The organism is Mucilaginibacter gossypii, assembly GCF_017569325.2.
In the GTDB taxonomy this organism is placed as follows: Bacteria; Bacteroidota; Bacteroidia; order Sphingobacteriales; family Sphingobacteriaceae; genus Mucilaginibacter; species Mucilaginibacter gossypii.
Genome location: NZ_CP071878.2, coordinates 4,170,003 through 4,192,270, shown reverse-complemented (window position 1 = coordinate 4,192,270; position 22,268 = coordinate 4,170,003). Strand labels below are relative to the sequence as shown.

At 42.2% G+C, this 22,268-nt stretch carries 21 protein-coding genes; 17 read left to right on the top strand and 4 right to left on the bottom strand.

Going from position 1 to position 22,268, the window contains the following annotated elements:
* Window positions 1-113: 113 nt before the first annotated feature.
* Together trxA and J3L18_RS17540 are read left to right on the top strand one after the other, a co-directional pair.
* A complete protein-coding gene (trxA, locus tag J3L18_RS17545; RefSeq protein WP_022831961.1) occupies window positions 114-434 on the top strand; it encodes a thioredoxin in 321 nt (106 codons plus the stop codon).
* 106 nt (window positions 435-540) lie between these two features.
* Complete coding sequence (locus tag J3L18_RS17540) at window positions 541-1,461, top strand: DUF58 domain-containing protein (protein WP_129570993.1); 921 nt, start codon at window positions 541-543, stop codon at window positions 1,459-1,461.
* A gap of 177 nt (window positions 1,462-1,638) precedes the next feature.
* Here the strand turns inward: J3L18_RS17540 and J3L18_RS17535 are convergent, their stop codons facing one another.
* Both J3L18_RS17535 and J3L18_RS17530 read right to left on the bottom strand, forming a co-directional pair.
* A complete protein-coding gene (locus J3L18_RS17535; RefSeq protein ID WP_129570994.1) occupies window positions 1,639-2,970 on the bottom strand; it encodes a sensor histidine kinase in 1,332 nt (443 codons plus the stop codon).
* A gap of 13 nt (window positions 2,971-2,983) precedes the next feature.
* Window positions 2,984-3,661 (bottom strand): response regulator transcription factor, encoded by a 678-nt coding sequence (locus J3L18_RS17530; RefSeq protein ID WP_091172639.1) that lies wholly within the window; start codon window positions 3,659-3,661, stop codon window positions 2,984-2,986.
* A 213-nt stretch (window positions 3,662-3,874) separates the two neighbouring features.
* On the opposite strand from J3L18_RS17530, the gene J3L18_RS17525 reads away from it, so the two are divergent.
* A complete protein-coding gene (locus J3L18_RS17525) occupies window positions 3,875-5,338 on the top strand; it encodes a glycoside hydrolase family 130 protein (protein ID WP_129570995.1) in 1,464 nt (487 codons plus the stop codon).
* A 168-nt stretch (window positions 5,339-5,506) separates the two neighbouring features.
* On the top strand, window positions 5,507-6,175 hold the full coding sequence (locus J3L18_RS17520) for a hypothetical protein (RefSeq protein WP_091172635.1): 669 nt from the start codon (window positions 5,507-5,509) through the stop codon (window positions 6,173-6,175).
* On the opposite strand, the gene J3L18_RS17515 is transcribed toward J3L18_RS17520, so the two are convergent.
* A complete protein-coding gene (locus J3L18_RS17515; protein WP_091172633.1) occupies window positions 6,172-6,855 on the bottom strand; it encodes a phosphatase PAP2 family protein in 684 nt (227 codons plus the stop codon). The two genes, J3L18_RS17520 and J3L18_RS17515, sit on opposite strands and share 4 nt — an antisense overlap.
* Before the next feature lie 80 nt (window positions 6,856-6,935).
* On the opposite strand from J3L18_RS17515, the gene J3L18_RS17510 reads away from it, so the two are divergent.
* Both J3L18_RS17510 and J3L18_RS17505 read left to right on the top strand, forming a co-directional pair.
* Window positions 6,936-8,870: an amino acid permease gene (locus tag J3L18_RS17510; RefSeq protein ID WP_129570996.1), complete on the top strand. Its 1,935-nt coding sequence runs from the start codon at window positions 6,936-6,938 to the stop codon at window positions 8,868-8,870.
* Window positions 8,871-8,875: 5 nt separating this feature from the next.
* The gene (locus J3L18_RS17505; protein WP_223266258.1) at window positions 8,876-9,289 is read left to right on the top strand and encodes a DUF5655 domain-containing protein; all 414 of its coding nucleotides are present in this window, start codon (window positions 8,876-8,878) and stop codon (window positions 9,287-9,289) included.
* 140 nt (window positions 9,290-9,429) lie between these two features.
* Here the strand turns inward: J3L18_RS17505 and J3L18_RS17500 are convergent, their stop codons facing one another.
* A complete protein-coding gene (locus tag J3L18_RS17500; protein ID WP_129570997.1) occupies window positions 9,430-11,379 on the bottom strand; it encodes a KUP/HAK/KT family potassium transporter in 1,950 nt (649 codons plus the stop codon).
* A 257-nt stretch (window positions 11,380-11,636) separates the two neighbouring features.
* On the opposite strand from J3L18_RS17500, the gene J3L18_RS17495 reads away from it, so the two are divergent.
* From J3L18_RS17495 to J3L18_RS17445, 11 genes are all read left to right on the top strand, one after another.
* A complete protein-coding gene (locus tag J3L18_RS17495; RefSeq protein WP_176844542.1) occupies window positions 11,637-12,092 on the top strand; it encodes a T9SS type A sorting domain-containing protein in 456 nt (151 codons plus the stop codon).
* 213 nt (window positions 12,093-12,305) lie between these two features.
* Complete coding sequence (locus J3L18_RS17490; RefSeq protein ID WP_129570998.1) at window positions 12,306-12,917, top strand: fumarylacetoacetate hydrolase family protein; 612 nt, start codon at window positions 12,306-12,308, stop codon at window positions 12,915-12,917.
* A gap of 2 nt (window positions 12,918-12,919) precedes the next feature.
* Window positions 12,920-14,638, top strand: a complete 1,719-nt coding sequence (locus tag J3L18_RS17485; RefSeq protein ID WP_129570999.1) for a M23 family metallopeptidase — start codon at window positions 12,920-12,922, stop codon at window positions 14,636-14,638.
* A gap of 15 nt (window positions 14,639-14,653) precedes the next feature.
* Window positions 14,654-15,115 (top strand): thioredoxin-dependent thiol peroxidase, encoded by a 462-nt coding sequence (gene bcp / locus J3L18_RS17480; RefSeq protein ID WP_091221880.1) that lies wholly within the window; start codon window positions 14,654-14,656, stop codon window positions 15,113-15,115.
* A gap of 52 nt (window positions 15,116-15,167) precedes the next feature.
* Window positions 15,168-16,013, top strand: coding sequence for a transketolase (locus tag J3L18_RS17475; RefSeq protein WP_090531971.1), 846 nt, complete (start codon window positions 15,168-15,170; stop codon window positions 16,011-16,013).
* 101 nt (window positions 16,014-16,114) lie between these two features.
* Complete coding sequence (locus J3L18_RS17470; RefSeq protein ID WP_090531969.1) at window positions 16,115-17,080, top strand: transketolase family protein; 966 nt, start codon at window positions 16,115-16,117, stop codon at window positions 17,078-17,080.
* A gap of 31 nt (window positions 17,081-17,111) precedes the next feature.
* A complete protein-coding gene (locus J3L18_RS17465) occupies window positions 17,112-17,666 on the top strand; it encodes an RNA polymerase sigma factor (protein ID WP_090531966.1) in 555 nt (184 codons plus the stop codon).
* 51 nt (window positions 17,667-17,717) lie between these two features.
* A complete protein-coding gene (locus J3L18_RS17460; RefSeq protein ID WP_129571000.1) occupies window positions 17,718-18,761 on the top strand; it encodes a hypothetical protein in 1,044 nt (347 codons plus the stop codon).
* Between the two features lie 17 nt (window positions 18,762-18,778).
* Complete coding sequence (locus tag J3L18_RS17455) at window positions 18,779-19,285, top strand: hypothetical protein (protein WP_091172619.1); 507 nt, start codon at window positions 18,779-18,781, stop codon at window positions 19,283-19,285.
* Between the two features lie 134 nt (window positions 19,286-19,419).
* Window positions 19,420-20,613 carry an aspartate aminotransferase family protein gene (locus J3L18_RS17450; protein ID WP_129571001.1) on the top strand — a complete coding sequence of 398 codons (1,194 nt, stop codon included), beginning with the start codon at window positions 19,420-19,422 and terminating at the stop codon, window positions 20,611-20,613.
* Between the two features lie 313 nt (window positions 20,614-20,926).
* A complete protein-coding gene (locus J3L18_RS17445) occupies window positions 20,927-21,934 on the top strand; it encodes an IS110 family RNA-guided transposase (RefSeq protein WP_129571973.1) in 1,008 nt (335 codons plus the stop codon).
* Window positions 21,935-22,268: the final 334 nt, after the last annotated feature.

Here is a 22,268-nt window from a genome sequence, read left to right as displayed (position 1 = left end):
GCGTTAAGGCTGCGTATTATAATAATATAATTGTCACATTGTCAGTAGTACACTTGTGGCAAGCAATTTGAATAGCATATATTTGTAAGTACAAAATTTAAAAAATAGAAATCATGGCTTTAGAAATAACTGATGCAAACTTTGACGAGCTTGTCCTGAAATCAGACAAACCGGTATTAATTGACTTTTGGGCAGAATGGTGCGGTCCGTGTAGGATGGTAGGTCCGGTAGTTGAAGATATTGCAAAAGAATATGAAGGCAAAGCTGTTGTTGGTAAAGTAGACGTTGACAACAACCCAGGTATATCTGTAAAATACGGTATCCGTAACATCCCTGCCTTATTGTTCTTCAAAAATGGCGAAATTGTGGATAAACAAATTGGTGCTGTGCCAAAATCAGTATTAACTGATAAACTTGCAAAACAGTTAGCATAACTCAAACAGGCTTATTTAATGCTATTCACTGTAGCATTAACACAACATATATTAGTGAAAAAGCGTTGCAATTTTGCAGCGCTTTTTTTATGCCCTATATTAGCCTATGCCCAAATTAAGTGACGATCAGCAAATAAGACAACTGGCCAATCTGGAATTGCTGGCCCGGCAGGTGGTTGAAGGTTTTATTACAGGCTTACACCAAAGTCCTTTCCACGGATTTTCGGTCGAGTTTGCTGAGCACCGTTTGTACAACAACGGCGAATCGGTAAAAAATATCGACTGGAAGCTGCTGGCCCGTACCGATAAACTGTTTGTAAAGCAGTTTGAAGAAGAAACTAATCTTCGTTGTTTCCTGCTGCTGGATACATCATCGTCCATGAACTTTCCCGAAACTGGTACCAATAAACTTCAGTTTTCGGTTTATGCTATAGCATCGCTCATGTATCTGTTCAAAAAACAGCGCGATGCGTTTGGGCTCTGTATGTTTTCGGACAAGATAGACTGGATCAGTGCGGCAAAATCAACTACAACGCACCTGTTTTATTTATATGCTGAGCTGGAAAAAATGTATGCCAGTCCAAAGGCAAACACGCAAACCAATATCACCAATGTGCTGCATCATATAGCCCAGGAAATTCACCAACGCTCGTTGGTGATCATTTTTAGCGATATGCTGGAAAATAATCTGGATGCCGAAAAACAGCAGGCTTTGTTTGCTGCTATCCAACATTTGAAATTCAATAAACATGAAGTGGTGATTTTCAACGTTACCGATAAGCAAAAAGAGCTTGAGTTTAATTTTGATAACCGCCCTCATCATTTTATTGATATCGAAAACGGTGACGAACTGAAAGTGAACCCGGCCCGCATCCGCGACGCCTACAAGGCATCGTTAAAGGAGTATCGCCATCAGCTGGAGTTAAAATGCGCACAGTATCATATTGATCTGGTTGATGCCGATATCCATGAAGGCTATCATCATATCCTGAACACTTACCTGGTTAAGCGGAATAAGATGATATAAGAGATTATTTTGTAAAAAAGGCGTCATTGCTTCGTACCTCGCAACGACGGTAGTTTTTTGATTGGGTTTTCTTGAAAACAAAAAAAGGCCATTCCCATCTGGAAAACGGCCTCTATAGTTAAATAGGGGATCTACTTACAAAATAAACTTTGTAAATGTATTGATACAATGTGAAGATTAAGTGAAGTCAAGCTCGCGGTTAAATATGAGATAGATACTGGTACCCCTGTCTTTTACCGAATCTATTTTTACCCGGATGCCATGAAAAGCGGTAATACTTTTCACAATAGCTAAACCAAGGCCGTAGCTTTCCTTTTCTTCAGTCTCAAATTTTTCAAAACGGTTAAAAGCGTTTTCTATTTGTTGTTGGTTCATCCCCACACCTGTGTCTGTAATTTCCAGTATATAAATATCTTCCTTCAATTCATCGGCAACGGTAATACTGCCTTTGGGTTTATTGTATTTAATAGCATTGTTTATCAAATTGAACAATAGGGTATGCATTAGGGGGCGGTTACCCATAATGGAGTAGATGTATTTAATGTTATTGTTGAAGGTGAGATGCTTTTCTTCCAAACGATCTTCCAGTTCTTCTTGTATCTCCATAATTACACCTGCTATCATCACCACATCGCTCTTGGCATACTGGTTATTTTCAACTTTTGATATTAGCAGCAGGCTATTGATGATAGATTTAAGCCGGTTTAATGTTTTCAGCGAGGCGTGCATTTTGTTTTCGCTGGCTTCGCTGAGTTCTTCCTGCAATAAAATATTCTCCAGCCGCGAGCTGATAATTGATATGGGCGTAAGTAACTCATGCGATACATTGGCAATAAACTGTTTTTCCAGAGCAAACAGGTTACTGATCTTTTTCATGAGTGTGCTGATACTGTCATCAAGCAGTTCGAAATCCTGTGTGGTGGTCTGGATCTTTTCATAATCAAAGTTCATAGGATCATTTACTTTGATCAGCTTGCGGTCGATGATCTTATAAAAGGGGGCAAGCAAAAATTTGGTAAACACCAGGTCGCTTACCAGCGTGAGGGCGAGTGCTATTATCAATGTCAAAAGGGTAAACCTTTTAATGATGGATTTTAATTCCTCAACAGAGGTAACCGCTACGCCAATTTCAAGTAAATAGGTATGGTTATTAAAATTAAACTGATGAGTAAGTATGCGATAAGTTTGCGTTACACTTTCATTAGTTCGGATTTCTGTAGTAAACTTTGCATCTTCGATAACTGTGGGTTCAAACTTAACCGGTTTTATAATAATAAATTCCTCTTTTAAAATATTGTAGTCCTTATACGTTCTTTGAGTTGATAGATAGCCATTGATCTCTTTTGAACTTAGGTTTTTGAGTATTTCCTTTTCATCATCCTCCAATCTAAGCTCAACATGGTCATAAGAAATTTTTTCGATAGAAAGCAGGATAAGCAGGCCAGTGAAAAGTATAATGGCTAATTTGGTTAATGTATTATAAAGGGCCAGTTTTACCTGTAATTTCATGAGGCTGTCAATTTCAGATGTTGATACGGTAGCCGATGCTCCTTACGGTTTCAAACCAATCTATAGGGATATATGCCGATAGCTTTTTACGCAGGTTTTTAACGTGCACGTCCACAAAGTTAGAGTCGGAATTTATTTCCAATACATCGCCCCAAACATGTTCGGTGAGGTTGGTGCGCGATATTACCCTGTTTTTGTTTAGCACCAGGTAGTTGAAGATCTCGAACTCTTTTTTGGTGAGGGTTATACGCTCATCGTTGTAAGTAACGGTACGGTTTTGTATGTTGATCTTTAACCCTTTTACATTAATGTCATTACTCTCCAGGCGGTGTTTGCGGCGGGTGATGGCGTGCATGCGGGCTAATAGTTCGTTTAATGAAAACGGCTTTGCCAGGTAATCGTCGGCACCCTGTTCAAGGCCCGATACCCGGTCGTCAACAGCGCCGCGTGCGGTGAGGATAATTACAGCATCTTCGCGCTCGTTCATGCCTTTCAGCATTTTAAGCAGGTCAAAGCCGTCACCGTCGGGCAATCCCAGGTCAAGCAGGATAAAGTCATAATTGTTTACGAAGATTTTTTCAGATGCCGATTTTTTAGTGCGGGCATGTTCAACCGTAAAACCTTCGTGGCTTAAAAATTCATCAACCTCAAGCGCAAGGCCTTTTTCGTCTTCAACAATTAGTACGTTCATAATTGTGCATTTACAGGAACTATCAATAAGGGTTACAGGATCAAGATTATTCACGGCGGGCAAAATACCGTACCGAAGATTAATAAAGTATGAAGATAGGCTTTTATAGCGTCCTGTAAAGTGCCATTTTTTTAAATCTTGCGTTTAAATTAAAAAAGCGCAAATCAATTTGCGCCGATTGGTGTTACAAACTAAAAGCTACCACTTCATTGTATGAGACTTTCTATCGAACGCAAACCCATCCGGGTAAATCCAGATCCGAAACGTGTAATAGCAAGATTTTTTTTTAATGGGAACGATCGCGCCAAAGAGGTTATTGAGCGTGTAATGTTAATCAGCGAAGATGATGCTTTTGGCATTGTATCGCCCTTGCTGCAGGAATATTCCAAAAGGCACCGTAATATTACCCGGGTGCTCAACAGGCATTGCAGCAAGCTTAAGCCTTTGTTTTTAGAGCTCAATATTGATTTTGATACGCTTACCGTTTACCGAAAGCTGCTCATTGGGTCTTATTTTACGCATGAGTATTCAATAGAATCGGCTGCTTTTTTTAATCCCTCGATAGTTGAAGATCCCGACCAAACTGAGCTTGAAGACGGCCAGCGCAGGGTGATCATCAGTTTCCGGGCGGTAGGCGAGGGGCATATCTCTTCCATAACTTTTCGCCGGGCCTTGATAGATAAGGATAACAACATCAGCATACAACCTGCGGGCAGTTACATTGATGAGGCCGAAATTGTGAGGAATGCCGTTTATAATAAAAAGCTTTTTTTTGAAAAAGCTGCCATCACCCAAATTAATATTGATGTTATAAGCGAGCTGGAATCAAAACTCGATCATCATTTTGAGTACGCCAACCTGCGCCGGATCATTATGGATTCGCAAAAACTGCAGGAAGACGATATGAAGCGGTTGGAGTATGATAAAGTGCTTTGGCTTGCAGACTCCTATTATGAAATTGTTTTTTCATTGGATACAGATATTTCCGACAGGGTGATCTTCCCGATATCCGAATATGAACGTAAGGGTATTGAGGATGCCCGTTTTGTACAGTTTACCAACGATGACGGCAGCAAACTATATTACGCTACCTATACAGCTTATGATGGCTCGCTGATTATGCCTAAGCTGCTGCAAACAACCGACTTTTATAATTTTAAGATCATGCCTTTGTACGGAGCCGGTGCACAGAATAAAAACCTGGCCTTGTTTCCGCGCAAGGTGAACGGCAAGTATGTGATGATATCGCGGATAGACGGCTGCAATAACTATATCATGTACTCGGATAAGATCAATATTTGGGAAAAGCCGGTGATGCTGCAACAGCCTAAATTTAGCTGGGAGTTTGTGCAGATAGGTAATTGCGGCTCGCCGATTGAAACACCCGATGGATGGATCATGATAACCCATGGCGTTGGTCCCATGCGCCGTTATGTGCTGGGTGCAAGTCTGCTTAAACTGGATGACCCAACGGTTGAAATTGGCCGCCTGCGCGAGCCTTTGCTGATCCCCAACAGTGATGAGCGGGAAGGCTATGTACCTAACGTGCTTTATTCATGCGGGGTAATTGTACACAACAATAAACTCATTATTCCATACGGTGTTTCAGACTCATCAACTGCCTTTGCAGAAGTATGCCTGGATGAGCTTTTGAAAAAGCTTAAAGCCTTTATTTAAGCGCGCAAAGCCGAAGGCTGAAAGCTTTGTGTTTGAAAAGCTTTCAGCCTTGAGCTTTCAGCTTTTAGCTTATATTTATATTGTTGATTATAAGTCATTTAACTTTCATGTAAATCTCATAATGTATTATTAGTTAAAACTTATTCTTCTTTTTCAAGTTAAATAAATATGAAAAAGATAATTTTAAGCTTAAGCATAATACTGTTTTCGCTTACAGGTTTTAGCCAGGCACTTAAACCTGTAAAGATAGATAGCCTTGTCACGGTTTCATTACCCGAAGGCTTTACTAAAAAGGATACATTAGGCCAGCAGATATACCAGGGTAGTGCATCATTAGGTAATATTCTTGTTTTACGCGTGCCAAATGCTAATACAAAACCTTTAAACAAGGAGAGCGACTTGAAAGATGTATTTAAAACCTACATCAAAGGCATTCAAAAACAATCTGTTAATGGCAGTGTAATGTATCCGCGTGATACCACTATCGGTAAACTGGAAGGAAAGGTATTCACCCTCAGGATTGATAACAGCGGCTCAACCGGCGAATCTCCGGAGTTAAGAAATTTTATCCTGCTGTATACCCAGGACGTAACCTATACTTTTGAATATAACTATCCGGAGCAAAGACTTGATCTGGCAAAGGCCGAACTGAAACAATTTTCCAGTTCTATCAAAATCGCACCTACTTTAGATCGCCGCGATCAGTATTTGTCTGACGCAAAAGGCATGTCCGCCCCGGCCAAAATAGGTATTTATGGTGGCGGCGCCGTTATAATACTGATTATCGTATTAACCGTGATCAAACGTAAAAACAGTCAGTTGGAAGCTGGAGTTTAATTAGCGACAGGGGCTTTTTTGAATACGTTATCGAGCAGGCCCCGGTTCCATTTGGCCGAATTGATGAACTGCTTACCATCAAGCCATGTTAGCCAAAATATAGTAACAAACACACCAATAGCCGAGCCGGCAAGCACGTCTTCATAAAAGTGCTCGGTTAAATAAATTCTTGAATAGCCAACCATTATGGCAACAAACAAGGCTGGGATTCCCCAGCCTTTGTTTTTACAGAGGTACGTTATGACCAGCGCGGCAGAAAAAGCACTCACCGTATGTCCGGACGGAAAACTGTATTTCTCCAATATATAAACACCTTCTACGGTATGTACCCTGCTCCACTGGCTGGCAAAGTATAGCTTTGGCCGGGGGGCGATATAAATGTATTTAAGGATTTGTGCCGCGACGGATGTTATGGCATAGCTGGAGGCCATTAACAGCCAGCTGCGGTAGCTGAATAAAAGCATAGCAAGTGATACTATCACGGCTGTGGTGCCGTCGCCGATATCTGTAACATAAGGCTCAATGGTATCAAGCCATGGGTGGTGCCAACCATTAACCGTAAAAAAAATGGCTTCACGGGTAAATAGCAGTTTGATAGTCAGGCAGGTGGCTAAAAGGATAAGGTAAAGGATAAAAAAAGGGCGGATCCTGTGCAACACGTCTTTTATTCCTATCTTCATGTTGCAAAGTAAGCATATACTTATTCAATGCAAAAAAATGATTAATTTTGAGATTGGTTAGCACTTATTAATTAAACTACATGTCGAAAAGTATCTTTCGTAAAAAGTCGGTAGCAAAAATTTTAAATGATGTTGAATGTGGTTTTAGTGATAGTGAGCATCCCGGTACAACGTCATCCCAACTCAAAAAAGAACTTAACGTAAAAGACCTCACCCTCATGGGCATAGCCGCCGTTGTGGGGGCAGGTATATTTTCGACAATTGGCGAAGCCTCTTTCCACGGCGGCCCTGCGGTTTCCATCCTATTTATTTTAACCGCTGTTACCTGCGGCTTTTCGGCTCTTTGTTATGCCGAGTTTGCCTCGCGTATCCCGGTTGCGGGCAGTGCATATACCTACGCTTATGCCTCTTTTGGTGAATTGATAGCATGGATCATTGGCTGGGACCTGTTAATGGAATACGCCATTGGCAACATCGCGGTAGCCATTTCCTGGAGCGAATACTTTGTAAACCTGTTGGAAGGCTTTCATATCCATATGCCCAAGTTTCTGACTATGGACTATGTTTCGGCCCTGCGCGGGCATGAGCAGGTTCATGCAGCAGGTACAAATCTGGCTGATATCAGTGATAAAGTAAAAGCAGAAGCATTGGCCTGGGATCAGGCGCCGGGCATAGGCGGTTTTAAGCTCATTGCCAATTTACCGGCCCTTTTAATTGTTATCATCATCACCTACCTTGTTTATATTGGTATCCGCGAAACAAAAAAGGCCACCAATGCCATGGTGGTTTTAAAGATAGTGATTGTTATAGCGGTTATAGTGGTGGGTTTTTTTTACGTAACACCTGCCAACTGGCACCCGTTTATGCCTAACGGTTTCAGTGGTGTTATGAAAGGGGTATCAGGGGTGTTTTTTGCTTATATCGGCTTTGACGCCATCTCAACCACAGCCGAAGAATGTGAAAGGCCCCAGCGCGACCTGCCCCGCGGCATGATCTATTCGCTGGTGATTTGTACAGTATTGTATATCCTGATAGCATTGGTGCTTACCGGCATGGTAAGTTATAAAGACCTGCAGGTTGGCGACCCACTGGCCTTTGTTTTTGCAAAGGTGGGCTTAAATAAGATTAGCTATGTGATCTCCATTAGTGCAGTTGTTGCTACGGCGAGTGTATTGCTGATATTCCAGTTAGGCCAGCCCAGGATCTGGATGAGCATGAGCCGCGATGGTTTATTGCCTAAAGCATTTTCACGTATCCACCCAAAATATCAAACACCTGCTTTTGCCACGGTAGTAACCGGTTTTGTGGTGGCTATACCGGCCCTGTTCATGAACCTTACCGAGGTGACCGATTTGACCAGCATAGGTACCCTGTTTGCATTTGTACTGGTTTGCGGCGGTGTACTGCTGCTGCCGCGTGAAGAGGCTGTTAAAGGCAAATTCCATTTACCATATGTAAATGGTAAATTTATTATACCAATTATCACACTGGTGATTTTAGGCTCGGTTGCCTGGTTTAAACCGGCCGCGCAGGTTGAAATGATGCAGTTTAAGAAGCTAAAAGACCGTAGCGATATCATTGATAACATGGACAACAATGACAAGCTGAGCCTGCTTAAAACTACCAGTCAGCTTTATAACGCTAATGTAACTGTCCAGCCCGACTCGGCTAAAAAATATTTTAAGGATATAGAAGAGGATAAATTCAATACCGCACTAAGGCAAACGAACGATATCAGCGATGCTAAGAAGTATTATTTAGGTTTTGACGGCTTCCTGTATAATTTCCCTAACTATCTTTTCTTTATACTAATCATTATTATAGCGGTTTATAGCTTTATTAAAAACTTCTCGCTCATCCCTGTTTTGGGGCTGATGAGCTGCTTTTACCTCATGACCGAGCTTGGCTATACCAACTGGCTCCGGTTTTTGATATGGCTGGTGATTGGCTTAGTGATTTATGCCACCTACAGTTATAAAAACAGCGTGCTGGGGAAAGAACCCAAAACCGCTTAAAACCTATGTGGAACTGCCCCTTATGCGAACGTGAATTTACCGCTACCAACCAGGTGCATTCATGCCGCGACAGGGAGCTATCGGAAGCGCTAAGCGGCAAAACGGCCCATACCATAGCGCTGTTTGATCATTTGGTTGACGAGTACCTGCAAATTGCCGAAATTAAAGTTTATCCTACCAAAAGCATGATTGCATTGGGAGCAAGGATAAACTTTGCTTATGTTACCCAATTAGGTAAAAACTTTATTGATGTGGTATTTTCCTTTAAACAGGTTTATGACGATAACCTGTGCTTCAGCAAAATAAAACAAGTGCCCGGCACCGATCAATATAATCACTACTTCAGGATGTATTTTAAGGAAGATATTAATGATGAGGTGCGGAAATATATGCGGATGGCTTGGGAAAAAAGTAAATAACTATATAACTATCGCAGGCTTTCAGACTGTGGGCAGCATAGTGTAAGCTTTCAGCTTACACACTTGAGCTGAAAGCCCGTAGTAGATTGAAAAACAAAAGCCTCCCGTTTCCGGAAGGCTTTCAATATTAAAGGGGGAATTTAATTAACCCGGTGAATTTCAATTGCCTCAGGTATAGCAAGCACCAGCGGCACTTTCTCTACCGTTACAAAGCTCAGGTCGAGGCCGAAACCGCGCTCTTCGGATAAACTCACTTTTTTAAGCTGTTTGTAGTAATCCATTATAAATCTTTCGATGAATGACAGGTTGTGTGAGCGTGAGAAGATCTTTTCGATCACCACAAAACGGAAATCACCGACAATTTTATGCCTGTTCAGTGACTTGTAGGTGCTGGTAATATCAACCTCGCCTTTTTTAACCAGATCTTCCACTACTTTCCTGAATAGCAGGTTTATTTGCTGTTCAACGCGGAAACCGAGCTTAAAGTCAATCCTGATTAGTTTGTTTGGTACTAAATGGTCAACTTCGTATTCGCGTTTGTAAGGTTCGTCCACTACGTCAACGTGTACCAGCCAGTAAACATCGGCACGTTTAGGCTGCTTTTGAAGTATGGAATAAACAATTTTTGATTCAATTTCTGAATTGAAGTTGGCGCTGGTTAAATAAACCAACTGCGAAGCATATTTAGGCACACTTTCGTCGGAGCTTAACTCCTTTATAATGTCAAAATAGTCTTCTATCTCAACAAACTTCACATAGCGGTTCCTGATCTTGCGGGCAGTATGCCAGGTCCACATTACAGTAAACAGCACAAAACCTATCGACAGTGTAAACCAACCTCCATCTAAAAACTTATGCAGGTTACCGGTAAGGAAGGTTCCTTCAATAAGCAGGTAAACCGCCAAAAACGTATTGATGATATAATTGGGTACTTTTTTGCGTTTCAGGAATTTGGATACCAGTATGGTGGTCATGAGCATGGCTACGGTGATACTTAAACCGTAAGCAGCCTCCATTTTATCCGAGTGTTTGAATATTAGCACCACACCTAAACAACCGGCCCAAAGCAGCCAGTTAACGCTGGGTACATATAGCTGTCCTTTTTGCTCTGATGGATAGTTGATCCTAACTTTTGGCCAAAGATTAAGCCTTACAGCTTCGGCAATGAGCGTAAACGAACCTGATATCAGCGCCTGGCTGGCAATGATAGCCGCTACTGTAGCTATGCCGATGCCATATATCAGGAACCATGTTGGCATGATTTGGTAAAAGGGGTTTTGAGCATTAAGGTCCATAACGTGGCCGTTACGCTGTAGCAACCAAACTGCCTGGCCTAAATAGTTTAGGATAAGACAAATTTTTACATACACCCAGCTTACGCGGATATTGGCTTTACCGCAGTGGCCAAGATCGGAGTACAATGCTTCGGCACCTGTGGTACACAGAAACACGGCACCCAATATAATGAAGGCGCCATCGCTTGAACTCGACGTAAGCAATTTAATGGCATAGTACGGGTTTAACGAGCGGATGATCCATGGATCATGTACGATATAGGTAACACCTAAAAAGCCCATCATCGTAAACCAGACGAACATGATAGGCCCGAATGCCTTACCTACCAGTGACGTGCCGAATTGCTGTATGATAAATAAAGCGGTAATAATGGCCATTACCACATATACAGTAGGCAAGTTAGGGTAATAGGTTTGCAAACCTTCAATAGCCGATGATATGGTAATTGGCGGGGTAATAATGCCATCGGCCAAAAGGGCGCAGCCCCCTACTACCGCCGGTATAATAAGCCATTTTGCTTTACGCCGTACTAATGAAAACAGCGAGAAAATACCGCCTTCGCCCTTGTTATCCGCCCTTAGGGTTATCACCACATACTTTAAAGTGGTTTGCAGGGTTAATGTCCAAAAAATGAGCGAAACACCTCCAAGAATTAACGTTTCTGAAATTTGACGCTGGCCAACTATAGCCTTGAATACGTATAATGGGGAGGTACCAATATCACCGTAAATTATTCCTAAACTGATTAGAAAGCCCGCGGCCGACAGTTTATGCAGATCTTTATGATTTGACACTTTTATGATTTAGAGATGGCAAAAATATTAATTTTTTTGGTTAAACCATTACAATGATTAAACGTATAAGGAAATTATGTGTCTATTGTACAATAAGGCTGTGCATTTTGTTAAAATTTGTTAAAAAGTTTTACAAAAACACTAATATTTAATGGGATGAGGGCATTATTTATACTTTTGTAGAATCATACTAAATAATGAGGCGAAATTTTACATATTCTTATGTTTATACCTATACATGGGTCGTGATAATTGCGATGGCAATTTTCGTGAACTTCGCCTTTGTTGCCGATGGTCATTCGCTAAAGTCTGATACCGTGTATCTTAGGGGTAAAACTAAAGCCGCCAAAACGTCTTATTTAAAGAATGGCTTGCACCTTTCGCTTCCTCCATTAAAACCCGCTGTTACTTCAAGTGTAAAATTGAATGTATCCCGGCCCGATGATAAACTACTAAGCGATGTGCAATTGTACCCCAACCCGGTAACCGACCAGATCAATCTTAAGTATTCCATTTCGCGTAATGCCAACGTAACCATTAAAATAATGGATGTGCTGGGCAACGATATTTCTACTCTGTTTTCTCAAAGGGTTGAATCCGGCGATCATAATCTGAATTACCCGATCAGTAATAAGCTGGTACGTGGTTTTTACTTTGTCCGCGTTGTTGCCGGCACCGAATCTGTTATCAAAAGGATTTCGGTTATTAATTAAATTCGATTAAACTTAATTTTTTCATTTTTGACTACCCCAGCGGGGCAAAAGGTTTGTAGCAATTGAATGAATCCCATTTTGGGCGTGCCAGAGGTACGCAACTTGCCTGCGTAAGTTTTACTTGAGGGGAACGTCAAATTATTAATACAACATTATAAACCTTCCTCCCAAACCCATCAATTTTTTTAGCTTTGGCGATTATAGCGTTCATTTATGAAAATTATTGCCATTGGCCGCAACTACGCCGAACACGCCAAAGAACTCAATAACCCGGTACCCACAACGCCGGTTATCTTCATGAAGCCCGATACGGCCTTATTAAAAGAGAACAAGCCTTTTTACCATCCCGATTTTTCGGAAGATGTTCACCATGAAATTGAATTGGTTTTGAAGATCAGCAAAGAGGGCAAGCACATCAGCGAAAAATTTGCCGCTAATTACTATGAAGAAATTGGCTTAGGTATTGATTTTACCGCGCGTGATGTTCAGGCACGCCACAAAGAAAAAGGCCTTCCCTGGGAACTGGCTAAAGCCTTTGATGGCTCGGCGCCCATCAGTACTTTTGTGCCTAAGACCAAGTTTGAATCTGTTTACGATATCAACTTTAAGCTGGATATTAACGGCGAAACCCGCCAGCAGGGCAACACCCGCGATTTGCTTTTCTCGTTTGAGAGCATCATTGCCTTTGTTTCAAAATACATCACCCTAAAAAAGGGCGACCTAATATTTACCGGCACCCCACCAGGTGTATCAAAAGTAAAAATCGGCGACAGACTTGAGGGATACCTCGAAGATGAGAAAATGCTCGATTTTTACGTTAAGTAAGCATGATAAAAAAAATATTGGTTACAGGCGCAATGTGTTTGGCGCTTTATTCAAACGCATTTGCTCAAAATATTATACAAAGCAGGGCTTACCCGCAAAACTATTTCAGGTATCCGCTTGATCTTACGCCGCCCACTACAGCCGGTTCATTTGGCGAGTTAAGGCCGTCACATTTCCACTCCGGGCTCGATTTTAAAACCAACCAGCAGACAGGCTACCCCGTACATGCAGCTGCCGAAGGTTACATATCAAGGGTACGTGTTCAGTTTGGCGGTTTTGGGAGGGCTATCTATATCACCCATCCCAATGGGTATACTACGGTTTACGGTCATTTGCAAAGCTTTAGCCCGGCGGTTATTGACCTGGTAAAGAAATACCAGTACGAGCACCAAACCTTTGAAGCTGATTTTAACCTTACACCAACACAGGTGCCGGTAAAAAAGGATGAGGTTGTTGCTATTTCAGGAAATGCCGGTGCATCGGCCGGGCCGCATGTGCACTTTGAGATCAGGGACAGTAAAACAGAGGAAACCATCAATGCTCAGCTATTTGGTTTAACCATTCCTGATAAAGTGCCACCTACAATTACCGCTATTGGTATCTATCACCTCAACGGAAAACCGTTCAGCGAAAAAACACCTAAAGAGTTTTTAGGCGTTACGGGCTCAGCAGGTAATTATCATCTCCTTAAACCACAAACGCTGGAACTAAGCGGTAACATCGGATTCGGGATTAATACCAGCGATATGAACAGCACGTCGTTTAATCATAACGGCGTTTATTCAATAGAGCTAAAACTGGATGGCAAAACCGTGTATACCTTTGCGGTTGAACGTTTCGCGTTTGATCAGACCCATGCTATCAATGCGTATATAGATTACCCTGCATTTGAATCATCCCACAGGTGGATGCAGAAATGTTTCATTTTGCCCGGCAGCCGGATTTCATTGTATCCGCAATCGGTAAATAACGGCATTATTACGTTTGATGATAACGCGACGCATGATGTGGAGTATATTGTAAAGGATGTGGCGGGCAATACAGCATCGCTTAACCTGAAGGTTAAATCATCTCCGTTTACAAACCCACAGCCTGTAAAACCTACCGGTACTATGTTTTACTATGACAAGCGGAGTGAGTTTAGCAACGACAAAGTGAAAGTGGTCATTATGCCGGGTAACCTTTATGATGACCTTGATTTTCAATATTCAGCATCAGCCAAACCTGCAGGTGCTTATTCGGCCGTGCACCATATCCATAACCGGTTAACGCCCATTCACGATAACTATGAAATCTGGATCAAGCCCGATGTTGACCTGGGTAAGTACACTGATAAGGCGGTTATTGTAAGTTCTTGGGGCGGCTGCCAGGGCGGTTACTTTAAAGATGGCTATGTGATATCGCAGGTGAGCGCTTTTGGCGACTATTATATCAAAGTAGACACTGTGCCGCCCGTTATCCATCCGCTTAATATTAAAAATGGCAGTAATATGAGGGCTGCGCGCAGTATTAACTTCAGGATGAGTGATAATTTATCAGGAATTAAGAGTTATACCGGTACCATTGATGGCAAATGGGTGCTGATGGAGCACGATTATAAAAGTAAAATATCAAGTTACACCTTTAATAGCGATATTGCACCCGGTAAACACGTGTTTAAGTTGACTTTAGTTGATAACAAGAATAATTTTTCGGAATTTTCCGCCGATTTTTCCAGATAAGTACCTAAATAAGCCATGACAACATTAAAAGAAGGCGATAAAGCTCCTGCTTTTACCGCTAAAGATCAAAACGGCAAAGAAGTATCCCTTGCCGATTACAAAGGGAAAAATGTGATCCTTTACTTTTATCCTAAAGATGATACCCCCGGCTGTACTGCCGAATCATGCGATTTTAGGGATAACTATCAATCACTTTTAAGCAAAGGTTTTGAGGTGATAGGGGTAAGTACCGACGATGAAAAATCGCACAAAAAATTTGAAACCAAATACAGCCTTCCATTTACCCTGATAGCGGATAATGAGCTTAAAATTGTTGAAGCCTACGGTGTATGGGTAGAAAAGAATATGTACGGAAAAAAGTATATGGGTACAGCCCGTACCACATTTATAATTGATGCAGAAGGGGTTATTACGCATGTGATCAGTAAGGTTGATACTAAGGCCTCGTCACAACAGGTGCTCGATCTTGTAAAATAAGTGTTAAAAACACAATCAAAATAGCTACTTTAGCAGTTCCTAAATTCCATTAATGAAAGCAGACTTACAAACATTAGAAAAAACCGCGTCACAAATCAGGCGCGACATTGTACGCATGGTACATGGCTGTCAATCAGGCCACCCGGGCGGCTCATTGGGCTGTACCGATTTCTTTACCGCATTGTATTTTTCGGTAATGAACCACGATCCTAAATTTAATATGGATGCAGTTGGCGAAGATATTTTCTTCCTGTCAAACGGCCATATTTCCCCCGTGTTTTACAGCACATTGGCACATGCCGGTTATTTTGATAAAGCCGAACTGGCAACTTTCCGTAAACTGAACGCGCGTTTGCAAGGTCACCCAACCACACATGAGCATCTTCCGGGTATCCGTATTGCTTCGGGTTCATTGGGCCAGGGTTTATCGGTAGCTATCGGCGCTGCATTGGCAAAAAAATTAAACGGTGATAAATCATTGGTGTTTACCCTGCATGGCGATGGCGAAATCCAGGAAGGCCAGATTTGGGAAGCTGCGATGTTTGCCCCGCACAATCATGTTGATAACCTGATCTCAACTATCGATGTTAACGGTCAGCAAATTGATGGTCCAACCAAACAGGTACTTTCATTAGGCGATCTTCGCGCTAAATGGGAAGCTTTTGGCTGGGATGTATTGGATATGAAAGGTAACGATATGGCGGATGTGGTTAGAGTGCTTGAAGAAGCAAAAAGCCGCACAGGTCAGGGTAAACCGATCATGATCCTGATGCATACCGAAATGGGTTACGGTGTCGATTTTATGGTAGGCAGCCACAAATGGCACGGTGTTGCACCAAATGATGAGCAGCTTAAACTGGCGTTAGATCAGTTAGAGGAAACACTGGGCGATTATTAATTCACCCCCTCCGGCTCCCCCAAAGGGGGAGAGTTAAAGACATCAATTTTATTATTACGATTTAATGCCAATCCCTCTCGATTGCAGGGGGAATTTGAACAATGAAAAAATACACTTACACAGATAAAAAAGATACCCGCTCGGGCTTTGGCGCCGGGTTGCTGGAAGCAGGCCAGAAAAATGACCAGGTTGTTGCTCTTTGCGCCGACCTTATTGGTTCGTTAAAAATGAACGATTTTATTAAAGCATTCCCTGAGCGTTTTGTACAGGTAGGTATTGCCGAAGCTAACATGATTGGTATTGCTGCGGGTATGACCATTGGCGGTAAAATTCCTTTCACCGGTACTTTCGCCAACTTTTCAACAGGCAGGGTTTATGACCAGATTCGTCAATCGGTAGCTTATTCAAACAAAAACGTTAAAATTTGCGCTTCACACGCCGGTTTAACTTTGGGCGAAGACGGTGCTACCCACCAGATTTTGGAAGATATAGGCCTGATGAAAATGTTACCAGGCATGACTGTTATCAACACCTGCGATTACAACCAAACCAAAGCCGCTACTGTTGCTATTGCTGAGTATGATGGCCCGGTTTACTTACGTTTCGGCCGCCCGGTTGTTCCGATCTTTACCGATCCCGATCAAAAATTTGAAATTGGTAAAGCGTGGATGGTGAACGAAGGCGCCGATGTAAGTATCTTTGCTACAGGTCACCTGGTATGGCAGGCTATCCTTGCAGGCGAAATTTTAGCTGAGCAGGGTATCGATGCCGAGATCATCAACATCCACACCATTAAACCGTTGGATGAAGAGGCTATTTTGAAATCAGTTGCCAAAACAGGCTGCGTAGTTACTGCCGAAGAGCATAACCGTTTGGGTGGCTTAGGCGATAGCGTTGCCCAGGTGCTTGCAGTGCACAATCCATCACCACAGGAGTACGTAGCTGTAAATGACAGCTTTGGCGAAAGCGGTACACCTGAACAGCTGATGACCAAATACGGCCTGGATGCAGATCATATTGTGGCAGCGGTGAAAAAGGTGATAGAAAGAAAAAACAAAAAAGGTTAATTAAACCTTTAACATTAATAAAATTCTAAAAATGTCGGTACAGGTTGAAGATTCAGAGATATTAAGCAAGTTTCAGGACGAAAAAACCCGGAATGAGGCATTTAACCTGTTGTTGAAAAAGTACCAGCAAAAAATATACTGGCACATCAGGCGCATGGTTGTTGATCATGACGATGCTGATGATCTGGTTCAGGATGTTTTTGTAAAGGTTTGGAAAAACCTGGCTGGTTTCAGAAACGACGCGCAACTGTACACCTGGATGTACAGGATAGCATCCAACGAATGCATTACTTTTTTGAATAAGAAAAAACAAAAAAATAATGTTTCGTTGGATGATGTTGCTTATGAGCTGGCCGATACGCTGGCCGACTCAACCTATTTTAACGGCGATGCAGCGCAGCGGAAGCTACAGGAAGCACTGCTTACCCTACCCGAAAAACAACGGCTTGTTTTCAATATGAAATATTATGAAGACATGAAGTATGAAGAAATGTCGCAGGTTTTGGGTACCAGTGTGGGGGCTTTAAAGGCTTCGTTTCACCTGGCAGTCAAGAAGATAGAAGCTCATTTGCTTGGTAGGGATTAATTTTTTAATTTACGTTAAACCTTTTAGCACTATACCAATCTATAGTTGTGTATGAAAAGCGATATGGACAATAGGGAATGGCTGGATGATTTCATCGCGCTAAAACAGGTTAGCAAAACTAACCCGTTCATAGTGCCTGAAGGCTATTTCCATGAGTTAGCGCAGCACATTACAACACGTATATGGCTTGAGGGATTAAAAAACTATCCATCTGCAGGGTATACCATACCCGAAAATTACTTTGACGAGCTAAGCAGCAACATCCGGAGCCGTATAAATATTGAGCGTGCTTTTAGCGCCGGTGATTCGGGGTTTACCGTTCCCGAAAATTATTTTGATGAGCTGAGCAGCAATATTCAAAGCCGTATTGTGGTGGATGAAGCCATGAATGCGGGAGAGGGCTTCACGGTGCCCGAAAACTATTTTGACGAGTTAAGCAGCAATATCCAAAGCCGTGTAGCGGTGGAGGAGGTCATGAACCTGGCTGATGAAGGCTTCACAGTACCCGAAAATTACTTTGATGAACTGAGCAGCAACATCCAAAGCCGTATAGCGATTGAGGAAGCCATGGGCGATGAAGGGTTTACTGTTCCTGAAAATTATTTTGAGGAGCTAAGCGTCAATATTCAAAGCCGCATAGCAGTTGAGGAAGTAGTGAATGCCGAGCACGAAGGCTTTGTTGTACCGATAGATTACTTTAATAAGCTTAACCAGCGAATCCTGGATAAAACAGTTAATGCTGAAGTTGTAGAAGAGCAGGAGTTTGATAATGTTATAAGCATTAACAAAACTAAACCTGTACAGAAAAAAGGAATGGTGAGGAGGCTTTGGTTGTCGCCAACCATCAGGTATGCTACAGCGGCCTGCTTTGCTCTGATATTAGGTGTGGGTGTTATTTTCAGGGGAGATATCCAGGCGCCGGATCATAACCATTCTTACTTGCATGAGCAGGTATCATCGGTACCGGTTGATGAAATAAAAAGCTATCTTCAGTTACATATGGATGCAAGCGATACCCGTACACTGATAGATGCAAACCAAAAAAGCAACACAAGTAATGCAGACGAAGATCTGTCGGATTATATAGATAATTAAACAGAGGAAAAAATTTAATGAGTAAATTGATCAGGCATATTTGTATTGTGTTATTTGTTATGGCAATAGGCTATGAAGCTGTGGGGCAGGTTAACCGCTTTGTTCCGGCTCAAACGCCCTCAAGGCCCCAACTTAACCCGGTACGCCCTAATGGCAACAAAAAGGGCGCTATGGGTAAAAGACTTGAGGCTGCCCGTAACAGGTATATCAGCCGCCAGCTTGATCTTACTGATGAAGAGGCTAACAAATTTTGGCCGCTTTATAATCAGTACCAGCAGGAGCTTACTGCTGTACGCATTCTGAAGCGTTTAAATAACTCCACTTCATCAACCAACGGCACCGAGCAAATAGATAAGGAGATCTATTACGAAAGCCAGCTGGTTGGGATTCGTAAACGCTACCGCGATTCCTTTGCCAAGATCCTTCCGCCCGAAAAGGTGAGTGTCTTGTACAAAAGCGAACAGGAATTTAACGATGAGCTCATCAAACAACTCAGCGAACGCAGCGAGAGAGCGGGGAATTAATTAGTGATTTAGTGAATTATTGAATTAGCGAATTTTAAGTTCGCTTTTTTATTTGTGGCTTATTGAACGAAATGTTGAATTTTGCGACGATTAGGCAATCACTAATTCACTAACTCATTAATTCACTAATTGCTATGTCTACTCTTCGCCAGCTTTTTTTAGCCAATAACGCGCAAACCACTAATTTTCCTTTATTGCTTGAATTTGAGCGGGCCGAAGGTATTTATATGTACAATGCGGAGGATAAACCCTATATCGATCTGATCTCAGGCATCGGTGTAAGTAGCTTAGGCCACAGCAACCCTTATGTTATTAATGCAATAAAGGAGCAGGTTGATAAATACATGCACCTGATGGTTTACGGCGAATATGTGCAAACGCCGCAGGTATGCTTTGCCGAAAAGCTGGTTTCTGTGCTGCCAGATAACCTGCAGTCGGTATATTTTACCAACTCAGGCGCTGAAGCCGTTGAGGGGGCATTAAAGCTTGCCAAGCGTTTTACAGGTAGGCAGCAGATTGTGGCTTGTCTTAACTCATATCATGGCAGCACACATGGTGCATTGAGTGTTATGGGCAATGAGGAGTTTAAACAGGCTTATCGTCCTTTATTACCGGGCGTAAATTTCATCCGTTTTAACAACCCGGAAGATCTTATGCTGATAACTGAAGAAACCGCCTGTGTGATTATCGAAACCATCCAGGGTGAGGCTGGCATCCGTGTGCCGGATCTTACCTATATACAGGCTTTACGTGCCCGTTGTACCGAAACTGGTACGCTGCTGATCCTGGATGAGATTCAGGCCGCATTCGGGCGCACAGGCAAGCTTTTCGCGTTTGAGCATTTTGATATCGTACCAGATATCCTGTTACTGGCAAAAGCTTTAGGCGGTGGAATGCCGATAGGGGCGTTCATTTCATCAAACCAGATCATGGATGCGTTAAAGGAAAATCCGATCCTTGGTCATATCACTACCTTTGGCGGGCACCCTGTATGCTGCGCGGCGGGCTTGGCTGCGCTGGAGTTTCTGCTGGATAACAATTTGGCAGCTACCGTGGCCGAAAAGGAAGCTTTGTTTCGGGATTTGCTTGTACACCCCGCCATACAACAGGTACGCGGCAAAGGCCTTATGATGGCTATCGAACTGGAAAACTTCGACCTTAATAAAAAAATAATTGATCGCTGTATCGAAAACGGTGTAATAACCGACTGGTTTTTACATTGCAGCAACTCCATGCGTTTGGCGCCTCCTTTGATCATAACACATGACGAGATCAGGAAAGCTTGCGATGTGATTATAAAAGCGATTGATTTCTACACCAATAAATAAAAAATTCACCGCCTCTTTGTCATTTCCTTTAGATTAGCTTCAACAAAATAATAAGGGTTATTATTATTGTTGAAGCTTTCTTTTTGCTTCTTTTTCTTTGTTAATAACCTTAGATTTTGTGGATAAAGTTAACAGCGGTAAAGGCGCATTATTGTCATTTCCAGGCTTGTAGGCCTATCGTTCGATTTACTCCTTTACCGCTTGTTTTAAACTGTGGCATCAAATAGAAATTAGAGTTTACGAGGCTCATTAGTAAGGAATTGATGTAGTTTAAAACATGTTAACTGTTTACTAACATAAACAGGGTAAAGATATGGAATTTGAATTTTTCATTGGCATCGATGTGTCCAAAAACGAATTGGACTTTGCTGTCCAGCAAGGCAGCCGGTTTTTATTCCACCAGGAAATTGCTAACGCTCCGGCAGCAATCAATACATTTCTCAAGGAGTTGGGAAAGCTTCTTGGGTTCAGCTTAAGCAAAGCTATTTTCTGCATGGAGCATACTGGTATTTATAACAACCATGCTTTGGCTTGCCTGCATAAAAAGAAGGCACATATTTGCTTAGAAGCAGCTACCCAGATCAAGAACTCATTAGGGAATATCCGGGGCAAGAATGACAAGGTAGATGCCATGCGCATCGCCTGGTATGCTTATAAGGAGCGGGAAGGACTGCGTTTATGGGAGCCTAAGCGCGAAGCTGTGCAGCAACTTGCCCATCTTGCAGCTACCCGGTTACGGTTAATAACTGTTAAAAAACAGTTGAAAGTGCCACTAAAAGAGCATGTATCTTTCAGTCCCGGCAAAACCAGCAAGCAGAACATACAAGCCTGTAGCCATTCCTTAAAGGCGATCGAAGGGGACATAGCCAGGACAGAGCGGGCTATTGAGGAAATTATTAAAGCGGACAAAGAATTAACCCGGATATTCAAACTGGCAACTTCAGTAAGTGGCATTGGCAAAGTAACCGCCGTACAGGTCATTGTTACTACCAACGAATTCAAGGATATTAGCGACCCTAAAAAGTTCGCTTGCTATTCAGGCGTAGCACCGTTTACAGATGACTCCGGTAAGCTTATTAAAAAGGCAAGGGTATCGCATATGGCCAACAAAAAAGTCAAAACGCTCCTACATCTTGCCGCTATAGTTGCCATACAGCATAACCAAGATCTAAAACGCTTTTACGAACGTAAGGTATTGCAGGAGAAAAAGAATAAAATGAGTGTCATTAATGCAGTTAGGAACAAACTCATATTACGCCTTTTCGCCTGCGTCAACCAAAACAGACCTTACGAAAAAAATTATCAAAAATTAGTTGCTTAAATCATAGAAATCGAACGAGGAACGAGGAGAAATCTTATACGAGCTGTCTGCGGATATACAGAATCGTTTTGCATGTCGTATAAGATTTCTCTTTCGCCCCGGCGCGCAATCCCATCGCCGCTCTATCGAAATGACAACTTTTATAACAACTTGTTCTTCCTTGTAAATTGCCTGTTACAACCCCTTCATAATTCATAAGGATTATAGTTTGAGTTAAATTGGTATGGTTTGTGTATTTATAGCAATGCCTATAAAAACAATGCTTTCGGTGTCCTAAAGGCAATAAGTAAGGTCACTGATGCATCTTTTTAAGGTCACCCTGCTTTTACAATTA